This window comes from Nocardia sp. CDC160, from assembly GCF_035818795.1.
In the GTDB taxonomy this organism is placed as follows: domain Bacteria; phylum Actinomycetota; class Actinomycetes; order Mycobacteriales; family Mycobacteriaceae; genus Nocardia.
In genome coordinates this window covers 156,506-182,889 of record NZ_JAYKYT010000007.1, presented here as the reverse complement: position 1 = coordinate 182,889, position 26,384 = coordinate 156,506, and the positions used below count along the sequence as shown (strand labels likewise).

Annotated in this window: 31 protein-coding genes; 20 read left to right on the top strand and 11 right to left on the bottom strand. The window is 67.9% G+C overall.

What is annotated here, in order from left to right; translation table 11 throughout:
* The first annotated feature begins 5 nt into the window (after nt 1-5).
* The 4 genes from VMT40_RS33705 (at nt 6) to VMT40_RS33690 (ending at nt 1,888) form a co-directional block, all read left to right on the top strand.
* Entirely contained in the window at nt 6-518 is a 513-nt protein-coding gene (locus VMT40_RS33705; protein ID WP_442790098.1) for a hypothetical protein, read from the top strand.
* Between the two features lie 278 nt (nt 519-796).
* Nucleotides 797-1,312, top strand: coding sequence for a hypothetical protein (locus VMT40_RS33700; protein WP_326363449.1), 516 nt, complete (start codon nt 797-799; stop codon nt 1,310-1,312).
* On the top strand, nt 1,312-1,545 hold the full coding sequence (locus VMT40_RS33695) for a hypothetical protein (RefSeq protein ID WP_326363447.1): 234 nt from the start codon (nt 1,312-1,314) through the stop codon (nt 1,543-1,545). The genes VMT40_RS33700 and VMT40_RS33695 overlap by 1 nt, the downstream gene beginning before the upstream one ends.
* Before the next feature lie 118 nt (nt 1,546-1,663).
* Nucleotides 1,664-1,888 carry a hypothetical protein gene (locus VMT40_RS33690; RefSeq protein ID WP_326363446.1) on the top strand — a complete coding sequence of 75 codons (225 nt, stop codon included), beginning with the start codon at nt 1,664-1,666 and terminating at the stop codon, nt 1,886-1,888.
* 128 nt (nt 1,889-2,016) lie between these two features.
* Here the strand turns inward: VMT40_RS33690 and VMT40_RS33685 are convergent, their stop codons facing one another.
* On the bottom strand, nt 2,017-2,394 hold the full coding sequence (locus VMT40_RS33685; RefSeq protein ID WP_326363445.1) for a hypothetical protein: 378 nt from the start codon (nt 2,392-2,394) through the stop codon (nt 2,017-2,019).
* Nucleotides 2,395-2,732: 338 nt separating this feature from the next.
* On the opposite strand from VMT40_RS33685, the gene hemL reads away from it, so the two are divergent.
* From hemL to ccsB, 6 genes are all read left to right on the top strand, one after another.
* Entirely contained in the window at nt 2,733-4,070 is a 1,338-nt protein-coding gene (gene hemL, locus VMT40_RS33680; RefSeq protein WP_326363444.1) for a glutamate-1-semialdehyde 2,1-aminomutase, read from the top strand.
* Between the two features lie 620 nt (nt 4,071-4,690).
* Nucleotides 4,691-5,335 carry a histidine phosphatase family protein gene (locus tag VMT40_RS33675; protein WP_326307392.1) on the top strand — a complete coding sequence of 215 codons (645 nt, stop codon included), beginning with the start codon at nt 4,691-4,693 and terminating at the stop codon, nt 5,333-5,335.
* Nucleotides 5,332-5,991: a TlpA disulfide reductase family protein gene (locus VMT40_RS33670; RefSeq protein ID WP_326363442.1), complete on the top strand. Its 660-nt coding sequence runs from the start codon at nt 5,332-5,334 to the stop codon at nt 5,989-5,991. Before VMT40_RS33675 ends, VMT40_RS33670 begins: the two co-directional genes overlap by 4 nt.
* A 5-nt stretch (nt 5,992-5,996) precedes the next feature.
* The gene (locus VMT40_RS33665; RefSeq protein WP_326363620.1) at nt 5,997-6,821 is read left to right on the top strand and encodes a cytochrome c biogenesis CcdA family protein; all 825 of its coding nucleotides are present in this window, start codon (nt 5,997-5,999) and stop codon (nt 6,819-6,821) included.
* 1 nt (nt 6,822) lies between these two features.
* Entirely contained in the window at nt 6,823-8,442 is a 1,620-nt protein-coding gene (resB, locus tag VMT40_RS33660; protein WP_326363440.1) for a cytochrome c biogenesis protein ResB, read from the top strand.
* Nucleotides 8,442-9,428 (top strand): c-type cytochrome biogenesis protein CcsB, encoded by a 987-nt coding sequence (ccsB, locus tag VMT40_RS33655; RefSeq protein WP_326363439.1) that lies wholly within the window; start codon nt 8,442-8,444, stop codon nt 9,426-9,428. The genes resB and ccsB overlap by 1 nt, the downstream gene beginning before the upstream one ends.
* 9 nt (nt 9,429-9,437) lie before the next feature.
* Here the strand turns inward: ccsB and VMT40_RS33650 are convergent, their stop codons facing one another.
* Complete coding sequence (locus VMT40_RS33650) at nt 9,438-11,000, bottom strand: glycosyltransferase family 39 protein (protein WP_326363438.1); 1,563 nt, start codon at nt 10,998-11,000, stop codon at nt 9,438-9,440.
* A gap of 259 nt (nt 11,001-11,259) precedes the next feature.
* Between VMT40_RS33650 and VMT40_RS33645 the strand changes: the two genes are divergently transcribed.
* Nucleotides 11,260-12,450: a Rieske 2Fe-2S domain-containing protein gene (locus tag VMT40_RS33645; protein ID WP_326363437.1), complete on the top strand. Its 1,191-nt coding sequence runs from the start codon at nt 11,260-11,262 to the stop codon at nt 12,448-12,450.
* A gap of 42 nt (nt 12,451-12,492) precedes the next feature.
* On the opposite strand, the gene VMT40_RS33640 is transcribed toward VMT40_RS33645, so the two are convergent.
* On the bottom strand, nt 12,493-12,915 hold the full coding sequence (locus tag VMT40_RS33640) for a tautomerase family protein (RefSeq protein ID WP_326363436.1): 423 nt from the start codon (nt 12,913-12,915) through the stop codon (nt 12,493-12,495).
* A gap of 94 nt (nt 12,916-13,009) precedes the next feature.
* Between VMT40_RS33640 and VMT40_RS33635 the strand changes: the two genes are divergently transcribed.
* Nucleotides 13,010-13,573 (top strand): TetR/AcrR family transcriptional regulator, encoded by a 564-nt coding sequence (locus tag VMT40_RS33635; RefSeq protein ID WP_326363435.1) that lies wholly within the window; start codon nt 13,010-13,012, stop codon nt 13,571-13,573.
* A 25-nt stretch (nt 13,574-13,598) separates the two neighbouring features.
* Here VMT40_RS33635 and VMT40_RS33630 read toward each other — a convergent pair whose 3' ends face one another.
* Nucleotides 13,599-14,225 carry a TetR/AcrR family transcriptional regulator gene (locus tag VMT40_RS33630; RefSeq protein ID WP_326363433.1) on the bottom strand — a complete coding sequence of 209 codons (627 nt, stop codon included), beginning with the start codon at nt 14,223-14,225 and terminating at the stop codon, nt 13,599-13,601.
* 110 nt (nt 14,226-14,335) lie between these two features.
* Between VMT40_RS33630 and VMT40_RS33625 the strand changes: the two genes are divergently transcribed.
* On the top strand, nt 14,336-14,737 hold the full coding sequence (locus VMT40_RS33625; protein WP_326363432.1) for a Dabb family protein: 402 nt from the start codon (nt 14,336-14,338) through the stop codon (nt 14,735-14,737).
* 101 nt (nt 14,738-14,838) lie between these two features.
* On the opposite strand, the gene VMT40_RS33620 is transcribed toward VMT40_RS33625, so the two are convergent.
* Nucleotides 14,839-15,027: a hypothetical protein gene (locus VMT40_RS33620; RefSeq protein WP_326363431.1), complete on the bottom strand. Its 189-nt coding sequence runs from the start codon at nt 15,025-15,027 to the stop codon at nt 14,839-14,841.
* Nucleotides 15,028-15,111: 84 nt separating this feature from the next.
* Complete coding sequence (locus VMT40_RS33615; protein WP_120743867.1) at nt 15,112-15,342, bottom strand: BldC family transcriptional regulator; 231 nt, start codon at nt 15,340-15,342, stop codon at nt 15,112-15,114.
* A gap of 226 nt (nt 15,343-15,568) precedes the next feature.
* On the opposite strand from VMT40_RS33615, the gene VMT40_RS33610 reads away from it, so the two are divergent.
* Both VMT40_RS33610 and VMT40_RS33605 read left to right on the top strand, forming a co-directional pair.
* Nucleotides 15,569-15,880 (top strand): DUF4229 domain-containing protein, encoded by a 312-nt coding sequence (locus VMT40_RS33610; protein WP_326363429.1) that lies wholly within the window; start codon nt 15,569-15,571, stop codon nt 15,878-15,880.
* A complete protein-coding gene (locus VMT40_RS33605; RefSeq protein ID WP_326363427.1) occupies nt 15,877-16,962 on the top strand; it encodes a PLP-dependent cysteine synthase family protein in 1,086 nt (361 codons plus the stop codon). Before VMT40_RS33610 ends, VMT40_RS33605 begins: the two co-directional genes overlap by 4 nt.
* A 37-nt stretch (nt 16,963-16,999) precedes the next feature.
* On the opposite strand, the gene VMT40_RS33600 is transcribed toward VMT40_RS33605, so the two are convergent.
* Complete coding sequence (locus VMT40_RS33600) at nt 17,000-17,884, bottom strand: helix-turn-helix domain-containing protein (RefSeq protein WP_326363426.1); 885 nt, start codon at nt 17,882-17,884, stop codon at nt 17,000-17,002.
* A gap of 152 nt (nt 17,885-18,036) precedes the next feature.
* Here VMT40_RS33600 and VMT40_RS33595 point away from each other — a divergent pair, with 152 nt between their 5' ends.
* The 4 genes from VMT40_RS33595 to VMT40_RS33580 all read left to right on the top strand — a co-directional run bounded on the left by VMT40_RS33595 (nt 18,037) and on the right by VMT40_RS33580 (nt 19,699).
* Nucleotides 18,037-18,321 carry a hypothetical protein gene (locus tag VMT40_RS33595; RefSeq protein WP_326363425.1) on the top strand — a complete coding sequence of 95 codons (285 nt, stop codon included), beginning with the start codon at nt 18,037-18,039 and terminating at the stop codon, nt 18,319-18,321.
* Between the two features lie 98 nt (nt 18,322-18,419).
* Nucleotides 18,420-18,641, top strand: a complete 222-nt coding sequence (locus tag VMT40_RS33590) for a helix-turn-helix domain-containing protein (protein WP_033089567.1) — start codon at nt 18,420-18,422, stop codon at nt 18,639-18,641.
* Nucleotides 18,641-19,231: a Clp protease N-terminal domain-containing protein gene (locus VMT40_RS33585; protein ID WP_326363424.1), complete on the top strand. Its 591-nt coding sequence runs from the start codon at nt 18,641-18,643 to the stop codon at nt 19,229-19,231. Before VMT40_RS33590 ends, VMT40_RS33585 begins: the two co-directional genes overlap by 1 nt.
* 87 nt (nt 19,232-19,318) lie before the next feature.
* Nucleotides 19,319-19,699, top strand: coding sequence for a phage holin family protein (locus VMT40_RS33580; protein ID WP_326363422.1), 381 nt, complete (start codon nt 19,319-19,321; stop codon nt 19,697-19,699).
* On the opposite strand, the gene VMT40_RS33575 is transcribed toward VMT40_RS33580, so the two are convergent.
* Nucleotides 19,696-20,571, bottom strand: a complete 876-nt coding sequence (locus tag VMT40_RS33575) for a 1,4-dihydroxy-2-naphthoate polyprenyltransferase (RefSeq protein WP_326363420.1) — start codon at nt 20,569-20,571, stop codon at nt 19,696-19,698. The genes VMT40_RS33580 and VMT40_RS33575 overlap by 4 nt on opposite strands.
* Nucleotides 20,572-20,613: 42 nt before the next feature.
* Complete coding sequence (locus tag VMT40_RS33570; RefSeq protein WP_326363418.1) at nt 20,614-21,069, bottom strand: SRPBCC family protein; 456 nt, start codon at nt 21,067-21,069, stop codon at nt 20,614-20,616.
* Nucleotides 21,070-21,247: 178 nt separating this feature from the next.
* Between VMT40_RS33570 and VMT40_RS33565 the strand changes: the two genes are divergently transcribed.
* Entirely contained in the window at nt 21,248-24,766 is a 3,519-nt protein-coding gene (locus VMT40_RS33565) for an AfsR/SARP family transcriptional regulator (protein ID WP_326363416.1), read from the top strand.
* Here VMT40_RS33565 and VMT40_RS33560 read toward each other — a convergent pair.
* The gene (locus tag VMT40_RS33560) at nt 24,729-25,592 is read right to left on the bottom strand and encodes a cytochrome c biogenesis CcdA family protein (RefSeq protein ID WP_326363414.1); all 864 of its coding nucleotides are present in this window, start codon (nt 25,590-25,592) and stop codon (nt 24,729-24,731) included. The genes VMT40_RS33565 and VMT40_RS33560 overlap by 38 nt on opposite strands.
* Nucleotides 25,589-26,344, bottom strand: coding sequence for a DsbA family protein (locus tag VMT40_RS33555; RefSeq protein ID WP_326363412.1), 756 nt, complete (start codon nt 26,342-26,344; stop codon nt 25,589-25,591). Before VMT40_RS33555 ends, VMT40_RS33560 begins: the two co-directional genes overlap by 4 nt.
* Between the last annotated feature and the right edge of the window lie 40 nt (nt 26,345-26,384).

Genomic DNA, 26,384 nt, shown 5'->3' with positions numbered 1-26,384 from the left:
CCGTCGTGAATCCCATGCTCCCGCCGGGTGTTTCGCGCCCGACGCCGGAAGACGTCCGCACCGCCGGTCAACTCTGGTACGCCGCACTGGGTGTCGGCGTGGTGCAGTTGATCGCCTCGCTGATCGCCCAGTTCGGGCAGCGTCACGAGTTGGCGCAGCAGATGTTCGACCAGGTCAAGGACCAGCAGCCGGGCGTGACGCTGGCGCAGGTGCAGGTCTGGACGGTGATCGTGTTCGTGCTGGTCGCCGTCTTCTGGCTGGTGCTCACCGGGGCCGCGGTGGCCGTGGTGTATCAGCTGGGGCGCGGAAAGAACTGGGCGCGAGCGGTTCTCACCGGTTTCGGTCTGTTTCTGGTGCTCGGCGCGGCGGGCACGCTGTTCGGGTTCGGCGGCAAGGACGGCATTGCCGCGCTGGTCGCGGGCGGTGCCGGGATCGTGCAGGCGGTGCTGGCGGGCGGAGCCGTATTCCTTTGCTACCGAAGCGAATCCGAGGCGTTCTTCCGGCCGCCCCCGCAATGAGTACTCCTGAGTTTGTTACGGGCGTACTAACGGGTATGGTGAGGGCAGTCACAGGGATTTCGGGAACCGGAAGCCGGGCGCCATACGTTGTGCTATGGCGCGTCTCGGCGCCGGGAAGGCGGAGGCAACGATGCGAGTGGTGATCCAGCAGCCGCACAGCCTGCGGCGCGATGTGTTGGTGCTGAGTCTGCTGTTCCTCTTCGGACTGCTCACCCTCGCCGTGCTGTTGATTCCGGGCCTGGCCCGCTGAACGATTCCGCGATCTTTACCCTCGATCTATGAGTGAGGCCATCAACGCCCCCGGGGCCGTGCTGTTCTCCGAGCCCGGCGCGCGCTGGCGCACCATCGCGTACGGGCCCGCGCTGTGCGCGATCATCCTGGTGATCGAGGTGATCCGCGGCGGGGCCATCCACTGGTTCGGGCTGGTCTTCTGCGCGCTCCTGCTCGCGGGCTTCGTGTGGTTGCAGGTGGTGGCCGGGCGGCGGCACATCAGCGTCGAGTTGACGCCCGAGAGCCTGCGCGAGGGCACCGAGGTGACGCCGCTGCGCGACATCGCGAAGGTGCTGCCGGAGGAAGATGAAGAGTCCTGGGATTATGAGGACTGGCAGTCCGCGCGGGCGCTGGGCGAGTTGACCGGAGTGCCGCGGCGGCGCAAGGGATTCGGGCTCGAGCTGAAGGACGGGCGGCTGGTGCAGGCATGGGCGCGTGACCATCTCACCCTGCGCGCCGAATTGGCGGCCGCGCTGGAACGGTTGAACGGTGGGACGGTCGAGGAGAAGAAGGAGGCGCAGTGATGCGGTGGCCGACCGTATTCGCCGAATTCGTGCTCGTGCCGGTGCTGGTGGTGGCGGCGGTGTGGTGCTGGCGCAATGGGATCGCGACCACCGTGTTCAAGCCGCAGGGCGAGGCACCGGCGTTCAGCGCGACGCGGTATGTGGGGCCGTGGTTGGCCGGGTCCGCGGTGTTCGCCATCGGGGCGGGGCTGTTCTTTATCGATATGCTCGCGCGGGCCTTCCGGCGGCGCTGACCCTTTCGCCCGAATCATGGGCGAATGGCCTGCGAGTCGCGTCGACACACCGTGTGCCGGGGGTGCGAAGTCTGGTTTTGCCTTGGAGGGCCTGGGGTACGGCCGGAAAATGAAAGGCATGAAGCGCACAGATCACGTGAAACGCATCGCGGCCGCGGTGCTGGCCACGGGGTTCGTCGGCGCTGTGGCGGCGGCCCCGGTGGCTGCCGCTCCGGTCGATGCCATCCCGGATCTCCGGTCGCAGCCCGCGGCGACGTCCTGGGAAGACCTACTACCGCCCCAGCTGAATTGCCTGCTCTCCACCGGATGGGCGGTGTTCTGCCTGGGGATTCCGCTTTCGTAGCGGGCTCGTGTCACAAGGGTGGTCGTGGCGGCGCGACCGCAGACCGTGCCGCCGCCTCCGCCGGAACGAATTCGTCGGGGCGAAATCCACTCGGACGAATTCGGTGAAAAATGGTCTGGGCGAATACCTCAGCCCCAGTTCTGGTAAACATCCAGCACTCGCCCGCCGTGGGTTCCGGGCGCATTGAAGAAAACCGCCACATTGCCGTCGGGGTGATCACCGGCCTCCATGATCACCTGTCGTAGCGAGGCGTGGACGCCACCCTTGTCGTCCCTGTAGATGGTGGTGTTCGGCTGCAGGCCCGCGCCCATCCGGCTCAACGGTACGAACATGCTGATCACGGCCGGTATGGGACCGTCCGCGACGGCCACGGTTTCCTCATGCGACAACACCACCCCGACCCGCCCCTGATCCGGTTGCGCCACCGGCACTCCCGCCGTCGCCACCCCGCTTCCGGCCGCCACCGCGACCGCGGCGATCCCAACCCCGAATAGAACGATCCGCATACGTCCCGCCCTCTCTCCGAAGCCGTCTCCTGTCTCGAGACATTACGCATTGGCAATCAGCTAGCGAATAACGTTGTCCGAATTCCACTCCGGCGTGTTGCACCCGGCGCGTCCTCCCCGGTCATCCGCTGGCCGGTCCCCTCGGAGTCGGCTGGCGAGAGAGCGATTTCCGGAATGGCTGCGGCTGTCGGGGAGTGCGCCCGAGCGCGTGGGCCGGTTTGCCTTCGGGATGCGGAATTCGGATCGAGGTGCGAATATGTCGGGTTCGGCTGTGGGAGGGGCCACTCGACTACACCCTGTCGTCGACGCCGGTCGGGGCGGCTGAGAGACTGGGTGCCGTGAGTTCTTCTCCGCGTGTGAGCCAGGTGTCGGTCCCGGTCTCGGCCCAACTTTTCGAACGCGCCGCGGCGGTCATTCCCGGTGGCGTGAATTCGCCGGTGCGAGCGTTCAAATCCGTGGGCGGGACGCCGCGCTTCATCGCGTCCGCGCGCGGCTGCACGCTGACCGACGCCGACGGCAACGAGTACGTGGACCTGGTGTGTTCCTGGGGACCGATGATTCTCGGGCACGCGCACCCGGCCGTGGTGGAGGCGGTCCAGCGGGCGGCCACGGGCGGCCTGTCCTTCGGCGCGCCGACCGAGGCGGAAATCGAACTCGCCGAGGCCATCGCGGCCCGGGTCGCCCCGGTCGATCGGGTGCGCCTGGTGAACTCGGGCACCGAGGCCACCATGAGCGCGGTCCGGTTGGCGCGCGGCTTCACCGGCCGCAGCAAGATCGTGAAGTTCAGCGGCTGCTACCACGGGCACGTGGACGCGCTGCTGGCCGACGCCGGTTCGGGTGTGGCCACGCTGGGTCTGCCGACCTCGCCGGGCGTGACCGGTGCGCAGGCGGCCGACACCATCGTGCTGCCCTACAACGATCTCGCGGCCGTGGCCGCCGCCTTCGCGGCCAACCCGGGCGAGATCGCGTGCGTCATCACCGAGGCCGCGGCGGGCAATATGGGCGCGGTCGCCCCGCTGCCCGGATTCAACGAGGGGCTGCGCAAGCTCACCGCCGAGAACGGCGCGCTGCTGATCATGGACGAGGTCATGACCGGTTTCCGGGTGAGCCACTCGGGCTGGTTCGGCCTCGACGGCGTGGCCGGCGACCTCTACACCTTCGGCAAGGTGATGAGCGGCGGCCTGCCCGCCGCGGCGTTCGGCGGGCGCGCCGACATCATGAATCACCTGGCCCCGATGGGTCCGGTCTATCAGGCGGGCACCCTGTCCGGGAATCCGGTCGCGGTCGCGGCGGGCCTGGCCACGCTGCGGACCGCCGACGAGCAGGTGTACGCGACGCTGAACAAGAACGCCGAGCGCCTGGGCGCGCTCATGACCGAGGCGCTGACCGCCGAAGGCGTGGCGCACCGGGTGCAATTCGCGGGCAATATGGTGAGCGTGTTCTTCGCCGAGAACCCGGTCACCGACTACGCCGCCGCCAAGGCGAGCGAAACCTGGCGTTTCCCAGCCTTCTTCCACGCCCTGCTGGACGCGGGCGTGTACGCGCCGCCGAGCGCCTTCGAAGCCTGGTTCGTCTCGGCCGCCCTCGACGAGAACGCGTTCGACCGCATCGCCGCCGCCCTCCCCGCCGCCGCGCGCGCCGCGGCGGCCGCCACCCCCGAAGGATCCGCCGCGTGAGCTCCACCCCCCACGACTCCGGCCTACCCGAGCCCACCCCCCACGAGGTCCCCCTCTCCGCCGCCGAAGCCACCCGCCTCCTGGACTCCATCCGCCAGGCCGAACACGACCTGGCGGTGACCGGCGAACACATCGTCGTCTCCCCGTCCGCGGAATCCCCGTCCGCCCCAGAGGAATCCGACGATTCCGACGTGGCCGAGGCCGCCGCCCCGGACGCCGACGCCGACGACGCGGCGACCCCCGCCGCCGAAGCTGACGCCGAGGACGCGGCCACCCCCGCCGACGAATACGCCGCCGCGGTCTCCATCGGCTCCGGCGAGACAGCCGAGGCGGCCGAGGCCGCCGAGCACGGCGCCGACGGTGTGCCGGTCGGCTCCGCGGCCGAGGTGTTCGCGGCCGTGGTCACCGCCGCCGATGAATTCGTCGCCGATGCCGGTGATTCCGACGCGGGCGCGCGGGTGTCGGAGTTGGTCGAGTCCGCCGGGTTCGCCTCCGACGTGGTGGTCGAGGTCGACCCCGCCGATCAGGCGGTCGAATCCAATGTGGCACCGGATGCGGCGCAGGAGGCCGAATCCGGTGACGAGGTCGTCGAATCCGAGAGCGCCGCAGGCGGATTGATCCTGCCGGGCGAGGTGGCCTCCGATGTCGAGACGATCGTGCACGTGCTGCGGCACGGCGAGGTGCACAACCCCAAGGGCATTCTGTACGGGCGACTGTCCGGTTTCCAGCTGTCGGTGACGGGCCGCGCGCAGGCGCAGGCCGTGGCGCGGTCGCTGGCGGATCACGACATCGCGCTGGTGGTGGCCTCGCCCCTGCAGCGGGCGCAGGAGACCGCGGAGCCGATCGCGCTCGGGCACGGGCTCACCATTCGCACCGACGAGAATCTGATCGAGGCCGGAAACACCTTCGAGGGCCTGACCGTCACCGCGCGGGCGCTGCGCAAGCCGCGGCACTGGTGGAAGTTGCGCGATCCGTTCACGCCGTCGTGGGGTGAGCCGTATCTGCAGATCGCCCATCGCATGTTGGCCGCGGTGAACAAGGCGCGGGTGGAGGCCGCCGGTCGCGAGGCCGTGCTGGTGTCGCATCAGCTGCCGGTGTGGACGCTGCGCCGGTTCCTGCAGGGCCAGCGGCTCTGGCACGACCCGCGCAATCGCCAGTGCTCGCTGGCGTCGCTGACTTCGCTTGTCTACCAGGGCGATACGTTGATCGACATCGTCTACTCGGAGCCCGCGGGCGCGTCCGATCCGTCGGTGACCGGCGCATGAGACCCGCCATCGCGCCCCTGCCCGCCATCGCGTCCGAGCCCGCCCGTGCTCCGCGCCGTTTCCGGCGCGTGGCGGCACTGCTGGCGGGCCTGTGTGTGGCGGCCGCGCTGGCCGGGTGTTCGACGGCGGGCAAGGACGCGGTGGCGCAGGGCGGCACCTTCGATTTCGTCTCCCCGGGCGGCAAGACCGAGATCTTCTACGATCCGCCGTCCGCGCGCGGCACCATCGGCAAGCTGTCCGGCCCGGATCTGACGCACGACGGCAAGACCACCTCCGTCGATGATTTCCCGGGCAAGGTCGTGGTCGTCAATATCTGGGGCCAGTGGTGCGGCCCGTGCCGCGCGGAAGCCCCGGCGCTGGAACAGGTTTACGAGGCGAGCAAGGACAAGGGCGTCGCCTTCCTGGGCATCAATGTCCGCGACAACCAGAAGGACAAGGCCCAGGATTTCGTGACCGACAACAAGGTCGGTTATCCCTCGATCTACGACCCGTCCATGCGCAGTCTGCTCGCGCTCGGCGGCAAGTTCCCGACCAGCGTCATCCCCACCACCATCGTGCTGGACAAACAGCACCGGGTGGCGGCGGTGTTCCTGCGCGCCCTGCTGGCCGAGGACCTGCAGCCGGTGGTGGACAAGCTCGCGCAGGAGCAGTCGTGAACCACGTGACCGTGCTTGCGAGCGTGGGGGATTCGTTCCAGCAGACCGCCGCCACCGGACCGCTGCTGCTCGCGCTGGGCGCGTGCCTGCTGGCGGGGCTGGTGTCGTTCGCGTCGCCGTGCGTGGTGCCGTTGGTGCCGGGCTACCTGTCGTATCTGGCGGGCGTGGTCGGCGCGGAGGCCCCGCCGGTGACGGTCGAGTCGGCCAAGAACGCCAAAACGGCCGTGGCCCACCGCAATTCCGCGCGCCTGCGGGTCGCGGGCGCGGCGGGGCTGTTCGTGGCGGGCTTCACCGTGGTGTTCGTGCTCGCCTCGGCGACCGTGTTCGGCGCGATCCAGGCCTTGAACGTGAATCGCGATCTGCTGCAACGCATTGGCGGCGTGGTGACGATCGTGATGGGTCTGGCCTTCATCGGCCTCATTCCCGCGCTGCAGCGCGACACCCGCATGGAGCCGCGTCGGTTGAGCGGCATCATCGGTGCCCCGTTGCTGGGCGCGGTCTTCGCGCTCGGCTGGACGCCGTGCCTGGGCCCGACCCTGTCGGGTGTGATGGCCGTGTCGGCGGGCACCGAGGGCACCACCGCCGTGCGCGGTGTCGCCCTCATCGTGGCCTACTGCCTGGGTCTGGGCCTGCCCTTCGTGATCCTGGCCTTCGGTTCGGCGACCGCGCTGCGCGGCGTCGGCTGGCTGCGCCGTAATTCCCGCACCATTCAGGTGATCGGCGGGCTGCTGTTGGTGGCCGTCGGCATCGCCCTGGTGACCGGGGCGTGGGACCAGTTCGTCTCCTGGGTCCGCGACGCCTTCGTCTCGAATGTGACCCTGCCGATCTGACATGACTGCCACCATCGAAACCCCCAGTGCCCCCGTGACTCCGCCGCGTCAGTCGCCCTTGCGCCGCGCGATCGCCCTGCTGCGCAACGCGTGGCGCGGCCTGACCAGCATGCGCACCGCGCTCATGCTGCTGTTCCTGCTGGCCCTGGCCGCCATCCCGGGCGCGCTGTTGCCGCAGCGCAGTCTGAACGCGGGCAAGGTCGACGACTACATCCGCAACCGGCCGACGCTGGGCCCGTGGATGGATCGGCTGCAGCTGTTCGACGTGTTCTCGAGCGCCTGGTTCACGGCCGTCTATGTGCTGCTGTTCGTTTCGCTGGTCGGGTGCATCCTGCCGCGCTGCCTGGACCACTATCGGGCGCTGCGCACGCCCCCGGTCAAGGCGCCCCGCAACCTTTCTCGGCTGCCGCACCACTGGTCCGGGACCGATGCGTCGAGTCCGGACGCGGTGATCGATCGCGCCCTGGGCCAGATGCGCGGCTGGCGGACGGTCGTGCAGCCGGGCACCCGCGAGGGCGAGGTGACGCTGTCGGCGGAGAAGGGCTACACCCGCGAGCTCGGCAACCTGGTCTTCCACCTGGCGTTGGTGGGTCTGCTGGCGGCGGTGGCCATCGGCAAGCTGTTCGGCTACGAGGGCAATGTGGTCGTGCTCGCCAATGACGGTCCGGGTTTCTGCACCACCAGCCCCGCGGTGTTCGATTCCTTCCGCGCGGGCAATGTCAACGACGGCACCGGGCTGACCCCGATGTGCGTGCGCGTCAAGGACTTCAAGGCCGACTATCTGGAGAACGGCCAGGCGTCGATGTTCACCTCGAACATCCAGTACCAGACCGGCGGTGACCTGAACTCGGATACCTGGCGCGACGCCACCATTCAGGTGAACCATCCGCTGCGGGTCGCCGGTGATCGGGTCTACCTGCAGGGCCACGGGTTCGCGCCCAAGTTCACGGTGACCTTCCCGAACGGTCAGACCCGCACCGAGGCCATCCAGTGGAAGCCGGACGACGCCACCACCTTCCTGTCCTCCGGTGTGCTGCGCATCGACCCGCCGGGTGGCATGTACCCGAGCGAGGACGAGCGTCGTAAGCATCAGGTCGCGATCCAGGGTCTGTTCGCGCCGACCGCGTTGATGCACGGTCAGCTGCTGACGTCGATGTATCCGGCCATGAAGGATCCGGCCGTGGCAATCGACATCTATCAGGGCGACACCGGTCTGGATACCGGTCGCGCGCAGTCGCTGTTCGCGCTGGACCAGGAGATGATCAAGCAGGGCCGTCTGGTCAAACAGCAGCGCGTGAATCTGAAACCGGGGGAGACCGCGACCCTGGCCGACGGCACCAAGGTGACCTTCGACGGCGCGGAAGAGTTCGTGAACCTGCAGGTTTCGCATGATCCGGCGCAGCAGTGGGTGCTGGTGTCGGCGCTGACCATGATGGCGGGCCTGCTGGTGTCGCTGCTGGTGAAGCGCCGCCGCATCTGGCTGCGCGTGTACCCCGGCGACGAAACCGATGGGGTACGACGTACCGTAGTAGAAATGGGCGGATTGGCCCGCACCGACCAGGCCGGATGGGGCGGCGAATTCGATCGCCTGCGTGAGCGGCTGCTGACGGGAGAGAAGTAATGCCGATCGACGAGACCATCGCCTCCTACAGCGATCTCGCCTTCAAGTCGGCCATCGTGATCTACGCGCTGGTCTGGATCATGCTGGTCTGGCAGTTCGCCCTCACCCGCACGGTGCCGACCACGGCGCGCCAATTGGTCACCGCCGGAGGCGGTTCCGACGTCGTGGACGAACCGCCCGCGAACGTCCCCGGCAAGGTGGCGCCCCGCGGCGCGGAACGCCCCTTCCCGGAACGCCTGGGCAATATGGCCTTCGCCGTCCTGTTCGTCGGCTTCGGCGTGCACGCGGCCTCGATCGTGTTGCGCGGCTTCGCGACCCACCGCTTCCCGCTCGGCAACATGTTCGAGTTCATCTCCATGGCGACCGCTGCGGCCGTCGGCCTCGGCCTGGTGCTACTGCGCGACCAGCGCTACCGCGGCATGTGGTCGTTCCTGCTCGTCCCGGTCCTGATCCTGCTCTTCCTCGCGGGCACCAAGCTCCACGTGGACGCGGCCCCCGTCGTCCCCGCCCTCAAGTCCTACTGGCTCCCCGTCCACGTCACCGTCGTCTCCCTGGGCTCCGGTGTCTTCCTGGTCTCCGGCGTCGCGAGTCTGCTGTTCCTCTACCGCATCTGGCAGCCCGCGGGCCACGAGTCCGACAACCTCCTCGGCCAGCTGGCCCGCCGCCTCCCCGACGCCCAACTCCTCGACCGCCTGGCCTACCGCACCACCATCATCGGCTTCCCCATCTTCGGCGCGGGCGTCATCCTCGGCGCCATCTGGGCCGAGGCCGCCTGGGGCCGCTTCTGGGGCTGGGACCCCAAGGAAACCTGCTCCTTCATTGCCTGGGTCCTCTACGCCGCCTACCTCCACGCCCGAGCCACCTCGGGCTGGCGAGACACCAAGGCCGCCTGGATCAACATCGCAGGCTTCATAGCCATGCTCTTCAACCTCTTCATCATCAACATCGTCGTGAGCGGCCTCCACAGCTACGCCGGTCTCAACTGACCCGGCGAATCAGATTCCGCTGGGGAAGGTGAGGGTTTGCAGGCCCGGCCAGGTTTCGGCCCAGGGGCGCAGGGGGTCCTTGCAGATGTAGACGGTGATGAGGCGTTCTAGGCCGGGGAGGCCGTTGGGGTTGTTGATTTTGCGGAATTCGGTGGTGGCGGCGAATTTCGAGAGGAAGTCCTTGTCGCCTACGCCGTCTACGGAGAGGTAGATGATGGTGTGGGCGGAGTCCGGGGGTGGGCCGAAGTAGCCGAAGCCTCGGTTGGGGCTGTAGACGGGGGGTAGGTGGTAGTCGCGGCCGAATTCCTCTAGGGCGCTGGCCTGGACGTAGGCGGCGGCCACGACGGCGGTGTTCTTGCGGTCGGGTTCGGGGAGGGATTGGACGGCGTCGTTCACGGCGGCGGTGAAGGTGGTGTAGCCGTCGGGGCCGAACCAGGATTCGCGCATCCAGTAGTCGGCCTGGTTGGTGATGGGGGAGTTGATCCAGCTCTTGGGGAGTGGGACGGCGATCATCCAGGCGGTGAACAGGATTGCCGAGACCAAGGCCAGGGCGTTCACCAGGCGCCGGTACAGCTGCTTGACCTCGACTGTGCCGAGGGCGAACGCGCCAGCGCCGAGCAGGGCGGGCCAGAAGCCCGCGACGTAGTAGGAGCGGCCGTTCTCGGCCAGCACCACGATGAGCAGCAGCAGGCCCGCGATCAGCGCGAAACGGTAGGGGCGCAAGGCTTCCAGGCGCACCAGGCCCCACAGGCCGAAGATGCTGAGCAGGCCGCCGATCAGGCCGCACTGGACGGCGATCTCGATCGCGCAGATGAGCGGTCCGGTATTGGCGGCGTGCTGTTCCTGCGAAATGATCTCGGTCATCTGGGATTCCACCCAGCCGTGCTGGGTCTGCCAGATGATGCCGGGAATCATGGCGACCACCATGATCAGCGTGCCGATGTAGAGCGCCGGACGGCGCAGCACCTCGCGCGGCCCGGCCACCAGGACGCCGATGCCCAGCATCGCCCACACGCCGGGCACCATCCACTTGGCCTGGAACGCCAGTGCGGCGGCCACGCCCGCGGCGATGAGCAGCCAGTCCTGGCGCACACGCACCCAGCGGATCAGCAGGAAGATGATCAGCGCCTGCAACGGGATGTCGAAAGTCAGTGTGATCAGCTGAATCTGGTCGAAGGCCAGCGGCGACACGGCATAGGCCAGGGCGGCGAGGATCTGATACCGCGCCCCGGCGCCGAGCTCCCGGGCGGTGGCCGCGGACAGCACGGCCGCGGCGGCCATCAGGGCGAGGGCGGGAATCCGCAGGCCCAGTACCGAACCCGGCGCGATCAGATCCATCACGTGCGCGACGAACGGCGCCAGCGGCCCCTGGTCCGGATAGGCCCAGGCGAGGCGCCGCCCGGCCGCGATGAAATACAGCTCGTCGCCGAAGTAATTGATCCGGGCCGCGGCGATGCCCATGATCGCGGCGAATCCGAAGGACACCGCCAGCACGCCCTTCCAGGCGAACGGCGCCCGTTCGGCGACTGGTTCGACGGCGCCCACATGGGACGCCGTACCGGTGGTGGCCATTTTTCCCTCCCGAGAAACACAAAGACGCCCGGCGGACACCGAATTGCGGCGGTGCCGGGCGTCGATCTGCTGCAGGATATCCGGTCCGCGAGGTTCGGTCGCCCCCGGCGTTTCCGGGGCTTGCTCCGCCGCGGCGGATGGGCAGCTCGGCCGGGACTTTCTTTCCCATCGCCCCTACCGGTGAGTACCGGCGCGTTGTACCGTATTAAGCGTCCGTGATTAGAACACGTTCTAATTTTTATCGATGGGGAGGCTCATCATGGCAGTGGCGCCGCAGGGTCGCGTCGGCAAGGTCCGGGAGATCGATGTGGGTACCGCCCCGACGCGGTACGCGCGGGGCTGGCACTGCCTCGGGCTGGCCGCCTCGTTCCGGGATGGCAAGCCGCACGCGATCTCCGCGTTCGGGACCAAACTGGTGGTGTTCGCCGACAGCACGGGCGAATTGCATGTGCTCGATTCCTACTGCCGCCACCTCGGCGGTGACCTGAGCATGGGTGAGATCAAGGGCGATTCGATCGCCTGCCCGTTCCACGACTGGCGTTGGGGCGGCAATGGCAAGTGCACCGGCATCCCGTACGCCCGCCGGGTGCCGCCGCTGGCCCGCACGCGGTCGTGGATCACGTTGGAGCGCAATGGCCAACTGTTCGTCTGGCACGACCACGAGGGCAACCCGCCGCCGGACGAGGTGACGATCCCTTATATCGAGGGCCCGTACACCAATGCCGACGGCAGCGGTTCGGAGACGCTGGCCGCGGGCTGGACCGAGTGGACCTGGGAGTCCATGGTGATCGAGGGCTCCAACTGCCGCGAGATCATCGACAACGTGGTGGATATGGCGCACTTCTTCTATATCCACTACGCGTACCCCACGTACTTCAAGAACGTCTTCGAGGGCCATGTCGCCACGCAGTACCTGGATTCCACGGCCCGTCCCGACAAGGGCATGGCCACCCAGTACGGCGGCAACTCCACCCTGAAATCGGTGGCCTCCTACTTCGGCCCGTCCTATATGGTCAATCCGCTGGTCAACAACTACAGCGGTTTCGAGCTGGAGACGGTGCTGATCAACTGCCACTACCCGATCTCGCAGGACGCCTTCGTGCTGCAGTACGGCATGTCGGTGCGCAAGCCCACGGGTGTGGACGACGCCACCGCCGACCGCATCGCCAAGAAGATGACCAAGGGCATCGGCGAGGGCTTCCTCCAGGATGTCGAGATCTGGAAGCACAAGTCCAAGATCGAGAATCCGCTGCTGACCGAGGAGGACGGCCCGGTCTACCAGCTGCGCCGCTGGTACGACCAGTTCTACGTCGATGTCGCCGATATCGATCCGAAGTCGGTGCAGCGCTTCGAATTCGAGGTCGACACCACCAAGGCGAACCAGGCCTGGCAGGCCGAGGTCGCCGAAAACCTCAGGCGCAAGGCCGAAGAGGACGCGCTGAGCAACTGACGCTCGCGGGGCGGGCGGGCAATCCGCCCGCCCCGCTGCTGTTCAGTGGGCCGCGGCGGTGACCGCGGCGATCAAGTCCTCGCCGGTGTACGCGCGGCCGCCGATGCCCCAGGCCCCGTCGGGAGCATTGAGGATATTGACCCAAATGTCCTCGCGCCGATGGCCTTCCACGGTCGATCCCGCGACGATCTCGGTGGCGGCGGTGATGAATGCCGCGCGGGTGGCCGGATCGGGCAGCCCGATATTGGGCAGTTTCAACTCGACCATGACGATCGGACGATTCACCCCGCCTGCGTAGACGTCCTGCGGCGACAGCAAATGCACTGTGCCGCCGATGATTCCGGTGAAGAAGTCATTGCCGGTGCCGCCGCTGACCTCGGCGAGTGCGGCGGAGAGCGCGGGCAGGATCTCGCGTTCGCCGCGAGCGGTGAGGATGCCGCGGGGTGCGGTGACGGTGATGGGCATGGAGTGCTCCATTCTCGAAGTCGCTAGTACGCACGTACTAGCGAGTCGAGTGTGTACTAGTATGGCCGTACTAGTCAACGGTTCGGGAGGAATCATGGCGGCGACCACCCGCGATCGCATGATCGACGCGGCCATCGACGCGCTGCAGAAGAAGGGTGTCGCGGGCATGTCGTTCACGGCGATCCTGGAATCCAGCGGCGCGGCCCGCGGCGCGATCTACCACCACTTTCCGGGCGGCAAGGCCGAATTGGTGGCGACCGCCGCGGCCCGCAACGGCGATCAGGTGCGCGAACTGCTCGCCGCCCTACCGGCCACCGACCCGCTGAGTCTGGTGCAGGCTTTCCTGGACCTGGTCCGCCCGGTCGTCGCCTGCTCCGCGGAGGGCGCGGGCTGTGCTGTCGCCGCCGTCACCGTCGATCCGGACAGCGGCGAGCTGCGCACCGTCGCCGCCGCCGCATTCGATTCCTGGACAACGACTTTGGCCGAACGACTCACCGCCGCCGGGATGGAACCCGCGGCCGCCGCAGATCTGGCCACCACCCTGCTCACCCTCCTGCAGGGTGCGCACGTCCTGTGCCGGGCCGAGGGCTCGATCGACCCGTTCGACCGAATGGCCCGTACCGCAACCGATCTGGTGCGGCACCGCTTCGAAGCATAGGGATCGCCCGCCGCGGCGATTCACGTCAGGCGCGGTAGGCGCGCAGGAAGGTCTCCGTGGCGGCCTCCGCGAGCGCGCGCAATTCCGCCTCCGGCACCGCGCGATTGCCTTGCCGCGAGCGGATTTCCAAAGGTCCGCTCAAGAGTGCGAGGAACTGTTCGGCGGCGATGGACGGATCGCCGTGGCGCAGTCGACCGGCCAGGGCCAGTCGCGCCAACCGGTCGGCCAGGGTCTCGCGTAACCGCAGTGTGGTCCGCTCCAGGACGGCCTCGACCAGATCGGGAAAGTCCCCGGCCTGCGCGTAGGTGAGTCGATGCAGGGCCAGGGCACGGTCGTCGGAACAGGCCTGCAGCAGGAGCAAGGCCGTGTCCTGGACGGCTGTGGCGAGGTCGTCTCCGGGTGCGCGCAAGGGTTCGAGCGCGGTCAGCGCCGCGCTGCCGACGGTCTCCGCGGCGGCCGAAATCGCCTCTCGGAACAGGGTTTCCTTGTCCGTGAGGTGGTTGTACACGGTCGGCTTGGCGACCGCGGCCGCGTCGGCGATCTCCTGCACGCAGGCCTGGGCGTATCCGCGCCGCGCGAACACGGTGAGCGCCGCCTCCAAGATGGCGTGGCGCTTGTCGATTCGGCCGCGGCTCGGCTTCGCAGTGGTCACGTCTCGATGCTACCGGTGCGTTCGCAGTATTGAACTCAAGGGTTCAATACGGTCTACTTGGTCTTGTCGGTATCGAAAAATGAACTGAAAAGTTCAATTGAGGAGTTGCCATGATCGTGCACGTCCTGAGGTTCCGCTTCCGCGACGAGACGACGGAGGAACAGCGCGCCGAGGTGCTGGCGGCCATGCGGCGCACCGCCTCGGTGGATTCGGTGAGTTTCTCGACGATCGGGCAGAGCCTGGGCGATCCGTCGCAGGGGCTCACGCACGCGTTCTGCGTGGGGATCGAGGATCTCGCGGCGCTGGAGCGCTATCTGCACGACCCGGTGCATCTGGCCGGGGACCCGCACATCGCCCCGCATTTCGCGAAACTCGTGATAGGACCGGACCTTTCGGATGATCCGGACCCGGAGTTGGCCGCCAAGATCCAGGCGCTGCATCTGCGCAAGGTGGCGATGTACCCCGACTGGGAGCGGTTGATGGCCAGCATTCCCGAGGTGGTCTTCGCCTGAGAGGCCGCGGATATGACTGTCCCCCGCGGGTGCGCTGGCGCGGTTCCGCGGGGGACGGTCACATCTGTCTACTGGCTAACTGGTTGGCGAGCTTCGGTAATTCAGGTGGATTCGCCGTCGCGATGCTCCTGGGAGAGCGTGGCGAGGAAATCCGGGTCATCTTCGGGACCGATTACGCGGTTGCGCCGTGTGAATGCTGGGCCGGTGCCAACCGGTCGCTGGGGCCCGAAAGCCTTCCAGCACAGCATCGCGACGGCCACTACCGCGATGAGTGCCAACAGGTACGTCACGTCGCTCACCTCCTGACAACGAGGGTAATCCGAGTGCGTACCCGCGGCACGTGAAGCGGGATGTATTGCTGAACTGAATCGGTGTTACACGCGGGCCTCGGTGGTGAGGGACCGCAGGAGCTGCATGACTTCGGATTCGCGGAACCGGCGGTGACCGCCCGGAGTCCGCAGGGAGCCGAGCCGACCTGCGTGAGCCCAGCGGGTCACGGTCTTCGGATCGACGTGGAACAGGGCAGCGACTTGGCCAGGGGTGAGCAAGGTGTCCTGGCCGGAGACGGAACCCAATGCGCGGCTCGGCGCGGTGAACGCAGTCATTCGCAAACCTTTCCGTTTCGACAGATCCCTCATCAGTAGCGACATCGTTGCACTGCACCCCCCTGGTGTTCGAACGGTCTCGCTTTGGTAAAGACGAAGTAATAGACAAAACGGATATCCGTTATGTGTTTACGGTCACGTTTGACGCGAACGCAGCGAATCTCCAGCGACCTCCGCGCATGGGCCAACGGCATCCGCCGGGACACGGTCACCTACGCTGTTCTGCGTGAGTGACGCAACCCCGCCCGACGGTGCGGGCCGCCGACTGGCCCGAAACCTGGCCCTCTACACGGTGGCCCGACTCGGGCTGGTCGCCGTGATCGCAGCGATCATCATTGGTGTGGGCGCCGCGGTGAAAGTCTCCATCCCGCTGTTCGTCGCGCTGCTGTTCGCGCTGCTCATCGCCATGCCGCTGTCGCTGCTGCTGTTCAAGAAGCTGCGCTCGCAGGTGAATCGGGACATCGCCGCGGTGGATGCCAAGCGCCGCAAGGACCGTGATCAGCTGATGTCTCGCCTGCAGGGCAAGGACGAGCAGTGAAACGCTGCGATCGCAGCGCACCTCGACACTGGGTCGACAATGCCGTCCGGTTGATCGACGCCGACACCCAGCGCAGCGCGGATACCCATCTGTTGCGCTACCCCCTCCCGAGCGAGTGGGGCATTCAGCTCTATCTGAAGGACGAATCCACACATCCGACAGGCAGTCTCAAACACCGCCTGGCGAGATCACTGTTCCTCTATGCCATCTGCAACGGTTGGGTCACGGAAGGCACCACCGTGGTGGAGGCCTCCTCCGGCTCGACCGCCATCAGCGAGGCGTATTTCGCCCGCATGCTGGGCCTGGACTTCGTGGCCGTCGTGCCCGCCAAGACCTCGCCGGAGAAGCTCGCGCTCATCGAGGCGCAGGGCGGGCGCTGCCATCTGGTCGAACGGGCCCCCGATATCTATACCGAGGCAGCGCGTTTGGCCGCCGAGACCGGCGGCCACTACATGGACCAGTTCACCAATGCCGAGCGCGCCACCGACTGGCGCGGCAACAACAACATCGCCGAATCGATCTTCCAGCAGATGACTTTGGAGACCCACCCGGTGCCCGAGTGGGTGGTGGTGGGCGCGGGCACCGGCGGCACCGGCGCGACCATCGGGCGCTACCTGCGCTACAAGCGGCACGCGACCCGGCTGGCCGTGGTGGATCCGGAGAATTCGGCCTTCTACGGGGGCTACGAGCTCGACGATCTCGGCTATCAGACCGGAATGCCTTCGCGGATCGAGGGAATCGGGCGACCGCGGGTGGAGCCGTCGTTCCTGCCGACGGTAGTGGACTGCATGATCGAGGTGCCCGACGCGGCCTCGATCGCGACCGCCCGGCATGCCAGCGAGGTCCTCGGTCGACGGGTCGGCGGGTCGACGGGAACCAACCTGTGGGGTGCGTTTGCCCTGATTGCCGACATGATCGCGGAGGGCCGCACCGGCAGCGTGGTGACGCTACTGTGTGATGGCGGAGACCGTTATGCCGGAACCTATTTCAATGACGCCTGGGTTGCCGACCAGGGGCTGAGTCTCGCCGAGCCCGCCGCGGTGCTGGCCGAATTCATCGCCACCGGTACTTGGTCCGGATAGTTTTCCCACCGCACGGCGCTCGGCCGATAACCGTTGATCACCCATCCATAGGGTTGCCATTAATTTGCTGTAGTGGTTTTGTCGGGGTCAGGTCGTTAGCCTGAGCAGTTTGTTCCGGGCGCACCGGTCGGTTTTCTTGGGGTGAAGTCGCGTTAAGAGGCCTTGACGTTTCGGGCCGCTGGCGCACCACCGGACGGGTCACCGCGGTCGGTCGATCGACGGTCGTGCCGAGGACGAACAGCCACGATTGCAGGCTCGATTGGGTGCGCCACATATTGATGCGCAACTCGGTAATGGCCAGGGTGCGCGGATCGCGCACCAGCTTCACCAGGTCGGTGCGCGCGGCCGCGACCGCGTCGGAGCGCCACAGCAGCGCGAAGTCCGGATCGGACAGGCACTTCTCGAGCACCTGCGCGCCGCGCTCGTCCTGGTCGCTGCGGGCCAGTTGCATGCGGAAGCGGCTGGCCGCCATGCGCGTCTCGGTCTCCCAATTCACCATGACCGTGCGCGAGATCGGATTGAAGATCAGCCATTCCAGGTAGTTGGCGTCGGGTTCGAGTTCGAGGAAGACCTCCCGGTGTGCGGCATTGACCGCGACGATGTCCCAGAGCTCGGTGACGTACGCGCCGATCGCGGGGTTGAGCAGATCCAGGTACTCCTGGTCGGCGGGGGTGGGGTGGTCGGCCTCGATGCGCGGGAGCGGTCCCTCCGCCAGCACCAGGGCGTACTCGAATTCGGCCGGGGGGAGTTTCAGTGCGGTGCCGAGGGATTCGATGACGCGGCGGGACGGGTTGGCGCCGCCTTCGATCTTGGTCAGGTAGGGCACCGAGAGGTTGGCCAGCCAGGCCAGCTGGGGGCGCGTGAGATTCGCGGTGGTGCGGCGCTGGCGAATGTACTCGCCGAACGTGGGGACTCCATCCATTTACTTAGGCTGACCTTACTAGTATGGCCGTCAGGTACACGCGCGGTTGCCGACCGATCCCGATGCGGTCTCCGGGGACGGGACTGCGCGGTACACGGTTCTGCTCCAATAGTTTGAAACAACAACAAATCAGCAACAAATCAGGAGTCGAATTGGGGCAGCAACCGCGGCCGGTTCTCGATGTCAATGTCACGGTGGGGCCTTGGGTGATCGCCACGGCGGGTGGCGGATTCACCTCCGCGACCGCCGCCGGGCTCGGCAATGCTTGGGAGCCTGCGGCTTTCGGGCTGTACCGGGACCGCGACGGTGACATCTGGGAGAAGGATGCGCGCGGTTGGCGGCTGTGCCTGCAGGCCGGATTCCCGGTCGATCCCGAGACCGTGTGGGACTGGTCCGATTCGGTTCGCGAGTTCGCGCCCTTCACCCCCTGGGGCTGAACGACTCTCGCCGTCCCGACGTTCGCCGACGGTGAACGCCCTCCTCGGTATGTCAATTTTTGTTGACGCGCCTCGAATGTCAACGTAAATTGACGTACATGAGTGAAGCAACGACTCTGGCGGCCGCCGCGGGCAGCCCCGACCCGCAGGTCGGGCTCCGCGCGGTGCTGGCGCTGCGCCGGTTGCTCGAGCGGCTCGAGGCCATTCAGGTCACCAATGCCCGCAAGCAGGGCTGGTCCTGGCAGGCCATCGCCGACGCGCTCGAGGTCAGTCGGCAGGCGGTCCACCAGAAGTACAACCGGAAGGGCGGTATTCGCTGATGTTCGAACGATTCGACAGGGCGGCCAAATACGCGATCGTCATGGCGCAGGAGGAGGCCCGGGAGCTCTGCTCCTCGAGCATCGAGGTCGAGCACGTGCTGCTGGGCCTGCTCGCCAGTCCCGATGCCGGGCTGGTGGAAATCCTTGCGGCGCACGGACTCACCGCCGAGGGTGTGCGGGATGTGTTGGCCCGCAAGCGGACCGGCGAGCCGCTCGGTGCGGAGGACGCGGAGGCGCTGCGGTCCATCGGCATCGATCTGGACGCGGTGCGGGAGAGTCTGGAGGCCACCTTCGGCGAGAACGCCCTCGAGCAGGCGGCGGTGCCCGGCGGCGAATCGCGCTGGCGCAAGTACTGGGGTCCGGAGGGCGCGCCGCGCGGGCACATCCCGTTCACCAAGGAGTCCAAGAAGATCGTCGAACTGTCCCTGCGGGAGGCGATCGCGCGCAAGGACGACCGGATCGAGGCGGGGCACCTCATGCTCGCGGTGCTGCGCGCGCCCAATGTGGTCACCGGCCGACTGCTCGGCGACGAGGCCGCGCAGCGCGCCCTGCGCGACGCGGTGTCCGGCTATCTGGGGCGGGCGGCCTGAGCGAGAACAGACCGTTTGGCCCGATCGGGTCCGCGTCGTGTCCTGGATGTCCGGCCGCGGAGATGATCTCGCCCTACGATCGGGGGCATGACGCTCCTGATACGTCTGCTGATCAATGGTGTGGCCATCTGGCTGGCCGCCGCCTGGGTGAACGGCATCGAGATCAAGACCCCCGAGGACACCGCCCAGAGCAAGCTGCTGGTGATCGCCGCCATCACCGTCGTGTTCGCGATCGTGAACACGTTGGTGAAGCCGATCGTGAAGGTGTTGTCCTTCCCGTTCATCGTGGTCTCGCTGGGCCTGTTCCTGCTGGTGATCAACGCGCTCATGCTGTGGCTGACCGCGAAGATCACCGGCACCACGGATTACGGCCTGCGGGTGGACGGCTTCTGGGCCGCGGTGCTCGGCGGCATCATCATCTCGCTGGTGAACTGGGTGCTGGGCGTGCTGGTTCCGGACGAGGACTAGAGCCCGGAGATGGCCAGCGCGATGGCGGTCAGGACGGACCAGACCAGCATCGCCAGACCGGTACCGGCGAGGGCGGGAATCAGACCCGGCCCGTTCTTGCCGGTGCGCACCGGTTCATTGGCCTTGAGGGCCAGCGGCAGGGCGATCAGTCCGGCCAGCGCCCACGGGGTGCGCGCCACCAGCACCAGGCTCGCCACGAACGGCACCGCCAGCAGCACCAGATGCAGTGTGCGGGTGCGGGTGTCGCCCAGGCGCACGGCCAGGGTCAGCTTGCCCGATTCGGTGTCGGTCGGAATATCGCGCAGGTTATTGGTGACCAGCACCGCGCTGGAGAACGACCCGACCGCCACCGCGCACGCCAGCCCGGCCCAGTCGACCCGCCCGGCCTGCACGAACTCGGTGCCCAGCACCGCCACCAGGCCGAAGAACACGAACACCGCGATCTCGCCGAAACCGCTGTACCCGTACGGGTTCCGGCCGCCGGTGTAGAACCAGGCTCCGGCCAGGCAGGCCGCGCCCACCAGAATCAGCCACCAAGCGCTGGTGGCCACCAGGACCAGGCCGATCACCGCGCCCAGCGCCAGACAGCCGATGGCGGCGTTGCGCACGGCCGCCGGGGCCGCCAGCTTGGAACCGACCAGCCGCAGCGGACCGACCCGCTCGTCATCGGTGCCGCGAATGCCGTCGGAATAGTCGTTGGCGTAGTTCACGCCAATGATGAGGGCCACCGAAAGCAGCAGGCACAGTACCGCTTTCCACCACACGAACCCCCCGATCGAGGCGGCCGCCCCCGTCCCCGCCAACACCGGGGCGATGGCGTTGGGCAGGGTGCGCGGCCGCGCGCCCTCGATCCACTGCGCTGCTGTAGCCATGCACCGCAGCCTAATGCGAGGGTCGGCGACCGCGCCTGTCGGTCAGGCCTCGGCGGCGGCCTTGAGCTGGGCCAGACCCTTCTCGAAGTCCTTGCCCACCAGCCGATCCATCGGCATCAGCTTGCCGACGATGGCCATGAGCCCGTTCTGCTGACCGGTCATGCGCCAGGTCACCGCGGTGGTGTCGCCCGCCGGACGGAATTCGAAGGTGACCTGATTGCTCGCCTTGAACGGTTTCTCGAAGTTCAGCTTGATGCCGATCTCCTCGGAGGTCGCGGAGGTGATCTCCATATCCCCGCGGCCCGCCTTGCGATTGCCGTTCCAGAAGTAGCGGGCCCCGATGCCGCGATCGGCGCCGCTGTAGACGCGTTCCATGGCGGGGTCGGTGTCCTCCCACGGAGACCATTTGCGCCACTGGTGGAAGTCGTCGATGAGTGCCTGCACCTGCGTGGGATCGGCCTTGATGACCGTTTCCCGGTGAATGTCGAATTCGGCCATGGCATGAGCCTAGGCCGTGCCGGTCCCCGATGGCCCCGCCCTGGCGAAATCCGGTTGAACCGGGCCCGCCGATTCGGGTAAGCCGGAGCGGGCGTCGGACCGGTCGCTCACCTACGATTGGCGAGGAATGGATTCGGAAAACGGCAGTTCGAGCACGGGAAGCGCGCGGGTGGCGGACGTGGGCGACTCGACCCCGATGGCCCTGCGGAGCGAGATCGCGGTGGCCCTGTTGGGTGAGATCGCGGTGCGCCGCGACGGCGTGCTCACCGCCGTACCCGGAGTCCGGGCCCGACTCCTGGTGGCCGCGCTCGCGACGCACCCCGGCCGCAGCCGCGGCGCGCAGGCGCTCATCGACGAGGTCTGGGGTGAGGACCCGCCCCGCGCGCCCATGAACGCGCTGCACACCCAGGTCTCACGACTACGCTCCGCGCTGCCCGACGGCGCGCTGGAGATCGGCCCGGCCGGATACCGGCTCATCCTCGCGCCCGACCAGGTCGACCTGACCCTGGCCCAGCGACTGGAAGGTCAAGCGCGGCAAGCGCATACGGCCGGTGACCACCGTACCTGCCTGGACCTGCTGTCCACCGCCCGCGGGCTCTGGCGCGGTGAACCGGCCGCCGACCTGCCGCCCGGCCCGGTCGCCGAGGAACTGGCCACCCTCGCCGCCACCCGCCGCCGTGCCCTCGACACCCTGGAACTCTCCGCCCGCGAGGCCATCGGCGACCTACCCGCCGCCATCGAACTGGCCCAACAGGCCGTGGCCGCCGACCCCTTCGACGAACCCGCCCACGGCACCCTCATGCGACTGCTCGCCGCGGCGGGCCGCACCACCGAGGCGCTCGACGTCTTCGCCACCCTGCGCACCCGCCTGGTCGACCAGCTCGGCGCGGATCCCGGCCCCGCCCTGGTGGCCTTGAATACCGCCATCCTGCGCGGTGAACCGCAGGTCCGCAATCAACCGCCCGGGCCACACGGTTCGGGTGAGGGCGGTTTGTCCGCCGTGCCGGGCGGGGGCGAACGGCCCGGTTCCGGGGATGGTGGTTCCACGCCCGGAGGCCAGGTGACATCGATCGATGGACACCATTGGGCCGCGCCGGGAGCTGGTGGCGCGCACCATGATTCACACGAGGTGCGTTCGCTGGGGCGCATGGCGACATCCGCTCACGTCGGGTCCGCGCGCACCGCGGAGGCGCGAGAGCTGGTGGGCGAGACCGCGATCGGACTGCGCGCCGCGCCGAACCCGCTATTGGGCCGGGAAGCCGATCTGGCGGCGTTGGAGGCGCTGCTGCGGTCCGCACGGGTGGTCACCGTGCTCGGACCCGGTGGCACCGGCAAGACCCGGATCGCCAATGAACTCGGTGCCCGGATGGCACACGAAACCGCGGTCGCGCTGGTGGAATTGGCCTCGCTGCGCGCGGAGGCGGACAATCCGGCCGACACCCGGGCGGAGATCGAGATGGCGATCGCGACCACCCTCGGCGTGGCCGATATCGTCTGGGAGACCAGCGCGCTGCGGCAGGCCCAGAAGCGCGACATCCGGCAGAAGATGCGCGAGGCCCTGGGAATTCGGCCGACGCTGCTCATCCTCGACAACTGCGAGCACCTGATCGAGCCGGTGGCCGAGGTGGTCGCGGACCTGATCGGGGTCAGCGATCAGCTGACCGTGCTCACCACCAGCCGCGCACCGCTGGAGATCATGGCCGAGGCGGTATATCCGTTGCCGCCGTTGACCATCGACGCCTCCGGTTCGCCCGCCACCGACCTGTTCGAGGCGCGCGCCCGCGCGGTGCGGCCGTCGGTGCGCCTGGATCCGCAGGTGGTCGCGCGGCTCTGCCGCACCCTCGACGGCTTGCCGTTGGCCATCGAGCTCGCGGCGGCACGGGTGCGGACCATGAGCGTGGAGGAGATCGACTCCCGCCTCGACCATCGATTCGCGTTGCTGCGCAGCGGTGATCGCAGTTCGCCGCAGCGGCACCGCACCCTGCACGCGGTGATCGAGTGGAGTTGGAATCTGCTCGACGAGCCGCAGCGGGTGGCCCTGCGCCGATTGTGCCGATTCCCGGCCGGATTCACGCTCGAGGCGGCCGAATACCTGTTGAGCGGACCCGAGATCGACGATCCCGCACTGGCCGTCGACGGTCTGGTGAGTCAGTCGATGCTGACGGTGCTGGAGGGCGAGGACGGCGGCACCCGCTATCGGATGCTGGAGACCGTGCGTGAATTCGGCGAGGAGCAGCTGGCCTTCGCCGGTGAGATCGACTGGGTCATGGCACGAATGTCTCAGTGGGCCAAGGATTTCGCGGTGGAGACCGCCCGCCGGTACCACACCGACGAACAGCTGCGCGCGGTCCTGGGCCTGGGCGCGGACATGGACAATCTGGTCGCCGTACTGCGCCATGCGCTGGAACGCCGCGACGTCGCCACCGTGCACACGGTGTTCCCGATCCTGGCCGGACTGTGGGTGGTGCGGGGCGCGCACGCCGAATTGATCAGCTGGTCGCCGCGCATTATCGCGGTGCCGCCCACGACCTTTCCGACCGTCGCCGCCGAGACCGACCTCTATGTCCAAGGCCAGCTTCTGCTCGGCCTGCACCTGATGTTCGGTGGTCCCGATACGCGCGACGTGGCGCGGGTCCGGACCACGATCCGGCGCATTCTGGCCTCCGGAGCACCGGTCAGTCCGGTCGCCCGGTATCTCGGTGAACTCGCCACCCGGCCCAGGAACACCACGCAGCTGGCTCGGATGCTGAGCGCGGGCGTGCGGTCCTCCGATGAGCAGATCCGGCTCGCGGCCCTGATCCTGCGCGCCAATCTGTGCGAGAACGACGGCATGGTGTACCGCTCGATCAAGGATGCCGAGATCGCCATGCGCCTCAGCGGTGATCAGGACGTCTGGGGCACGGCCATGACCACCCAGCATCTGGGCAGCATGTACGGCCAGTCGGCGCGCTACGACGAGGCGGTCGGCTATTACCGGAAGGCCGTCGAACTGCTCGAGGAACTGCGGGCCTTCGACGAGGCCGTGGAGATGCGTAGCCTACTGGCGATCACACTGGCCGGAATGGGGAATCCGGCCGCGGCCCGGGCGGCGCTCGAACCCGCCCTCGCGGTGGTCGGCGAGCTGCCCGCCGACGCCCCCGTCACCAAGCCCAACCACCGCATCGCCTCCGTTGCCGCGGCACTGGCGGAAATCGAACTCGCCGAAGGGGATATCGATACCGGCCTGCGTCGGTACCGGCAGGTGCTGCCGTTGATGGACTGGCCGCACAATGTCGCGATGCCGGGCCCCGCGACCCTGATCTACGCCTCCGCAGTCATCGACGCGCATGTCTTGCACGACCGCGTCGACCAGGTGCGCCGGACCGCCGTCGAACTCACCGACGTGGTGGTCCGGGTCATGGGTGGCCAGTATTGGGACCTGCCCCAGATCGGCTCGATGAGCTGCGCGATCGGCACCTACCTGCTGGCCACCGGGCAGCACGTCGAGCGCGGTCTGGAGCTGATCGCCCTGACGCCCAAGGTCTTCGGACGCCAGGACTATCCGTCCATGCAATGGCGGCTGCACCTGGACCTGCACCGCGCGGCGGTGGGGGAGGAGCGGGTCACCACCGCGCTGAATGCCGTTGCGGGACTGGGCCGCCGGAAGGCCGCCGATCGGATCATGAATCACCTGAAGGCGATCGACGGGACGCTCTGACGTCCCGGTCACCGGCGAGCAGCCGCCAGGCCGCCACGGCCAGGGCGATCGCGGCGAGGATCAGCAGCACCGTCGTGTTGGACACCAGGTCGCCGAGTTGGCGGGCGCGGTTCTCCAGGGCGAATTCCGTATCAGCGCTGAGGATTCCGGGGAGGGCGGCGGTGCCGTCGAACACCAGGAACAGCGCGCCGAGAGCGATGAAGAACAGGCCCGACAGCACCGAGGTGGTGTGCAGTTCGACGCGGCCGAGGTGGAAGGTGCGGCCGCGCAGCCACTTTCGCCGACCCAGTTCGAAGCGGTCCCAGAGGGAGGCCAGGACGAACAGCGGGGCGGCCAGGCCCAGGGCGTAGACCGCCAGCAGGAGACCACCGCGGATCGGCGAGCCGCCGACCGCGGCCACCGCGAGAATCGAGCCCAGGATCGGGCCCGCGCAGAACCCTGCCAGGCCATAGACCAGGCCCAGCAGATACACCGCGCCCGCCTGCTCGGGGCGGCCCTGTCTGGCGGCGGCGCGCTGGGCGAAACCGAAAGCGAAACCGCGGCCGAGGATTTGGACGACGCCGAGCACGATGATCGTCCAGCCGCCGATGGCGATCAGGAGTTCGCGGTGGCCGACCAGCAACCGCCCGGCCAGCGAGCCCGCCGCGCCGAGCGGCACCAGGGTGGTGCACAGGCCCAGGTAGAAGACGCCGGTGCGGGCCAGCAGCTTGCCCTGGGATTCGAAGGAATAGGCGAAGAAACTGGGCAGCAGCAGCGCGCTGCACGGGCTGAGCAGGGCCAGCAGCCCGCCCAGGAAGGCCGCGAAAAAGCCGATGCCGCCGGTCATTCCGTGGCCTGCCCGGCGGTCGAACGCGCGATGTCGATGGCGGCGCGGAACTGCTCGATCGGCTGCGCGCCCAGTATCGGGCGGCCATTGATCAGGAACGCCGGGGTCGAGTTCACGCCGATGCCGATGCCCTCGTTCACATCGGCCTGCACGGCCGCGGTGGCGGCGGGGGAGTCCAGATCGGTCCGGAACTTGTCGATATCGGGAACGCCCGCCCCACCGGCCAATTCGACGAGTTTGTCGCGGGTGAACGCGCCGGTGTTCTTCTTCTCGGGCGCATGGTCGAACAACGCCTTGTGGTAGTCCCAGAACTTGCCCTGCTGCCCGGCCGCCCAGGCCGCGCGCGCGGCGTCCTCGGATTCCGCGCCGAAAATGGCCATGCTGCGCCATTCGATGCGCAGCACGCCCTTGTCGACGTAGTCGGAAATGAGCTGGGGTTCGAGCTTGGTGGCGAACACCTTGCAGAACGGGCACTGGAAATCCGAGTACTCGACCATGACGACCGGTGCGTCGGCACGGCCCATGGCCAGCGGGTCGTTCGCGTCGCGCTTGGCCATTTTCGCCAATTGCGCGTACATGGGATTCGTTTGGGTGGCCGCGGTGGCCGGTTTATCGGATTTCTTGTCGTCACCCAGCATTTGAATCGCCGCAATGGCGAGCAGACCGATCGCCGCGATAATGGCGAGTCCGGCGAATGTTTTTCTAGTGCTGCGGTGCTGGATCTTTCGGGTCTTCTGGGTCTTCCTGGACATGCGGGTACTCCTCGGCTGCTGCGAGCATGACGAAATGGTG